The sequence below is a fragment of the Peribacillus simplex genome, assembly GCF_001542915.1.
GTDB classification, from domain to species: Bacteria; Bacillota; Bacilli; order Bacillales; family DSM-1321; genus Peribacillus; species Peribacillus simplex_B.
The window spans coordinates 1-588 of sequence record NZ_LNNH01000006.1 but is presented as its reverse complement, the minus strand read 5'-3'; the positions used below and the strand labels follow the sequence as shown (position 1 = coordinate 588).

General features: G+C 53.6%; 1 rRNA gene. It reads left to right on the top strand.

Annotated elements, in window-relative coordinates:
- Positions 1-540, top strand: a 16S ribosomal RNA gene (locus tag AS888_RS01815); the annotation flags it as partial.
- Positions 541-588: the final 48 nt, after the last annotated feature.

The window sequence follows — 588 nt, the reverse complement described above, 5'->3', positions numbered from 1 at the left end:
CAACCCTAGAGATAGGGCGTTCCCCTTCGGGGGACAGAGTGACAGGTGGTGCATGGTTGTCGTCAGCTCGTGTCGTGAGATGTTGGGTTAAGTCCCGCAACGAGCGCAACCCTTGATCTTAGTTGCCAGCATTCAGTTGGGCACTCTAAGGTGACTGCCGGTGACAAACCGGAGGAAGGTGGGGATGACGTCAAATCATCATGCCCCTTATGACCTGGGCTACACACGTGCTACAATGGATGGTACAAAGGGCTGCAAACCTGCGAAGGTAAGCGAATCCCATAAAGCCATTCTCAGTTCGGATTGCAGGCTGCAACTCGCCTGCATGAAGCCGGAATCGCTAGTAATCGCGGATCAGCATGCCGCGGTGAATACGTTCCCGGGCCTTGTACACACCGCCCGTCACACCACGAGAGTTTGTAACACCCGAAGTCGGTGAGGTAACCTTCATGGAGCCAGCCGCCTAAGGTGGGACAGATGATTGGGGTGAAGTCGTAACAAGGTAGCCGTATCGGAAGGTGCGGCTGGATCACCTCCTTTCTAAGGATAATACGAGTGCGCTTTTGTTTTGTTCAGTTTTGAATGAGT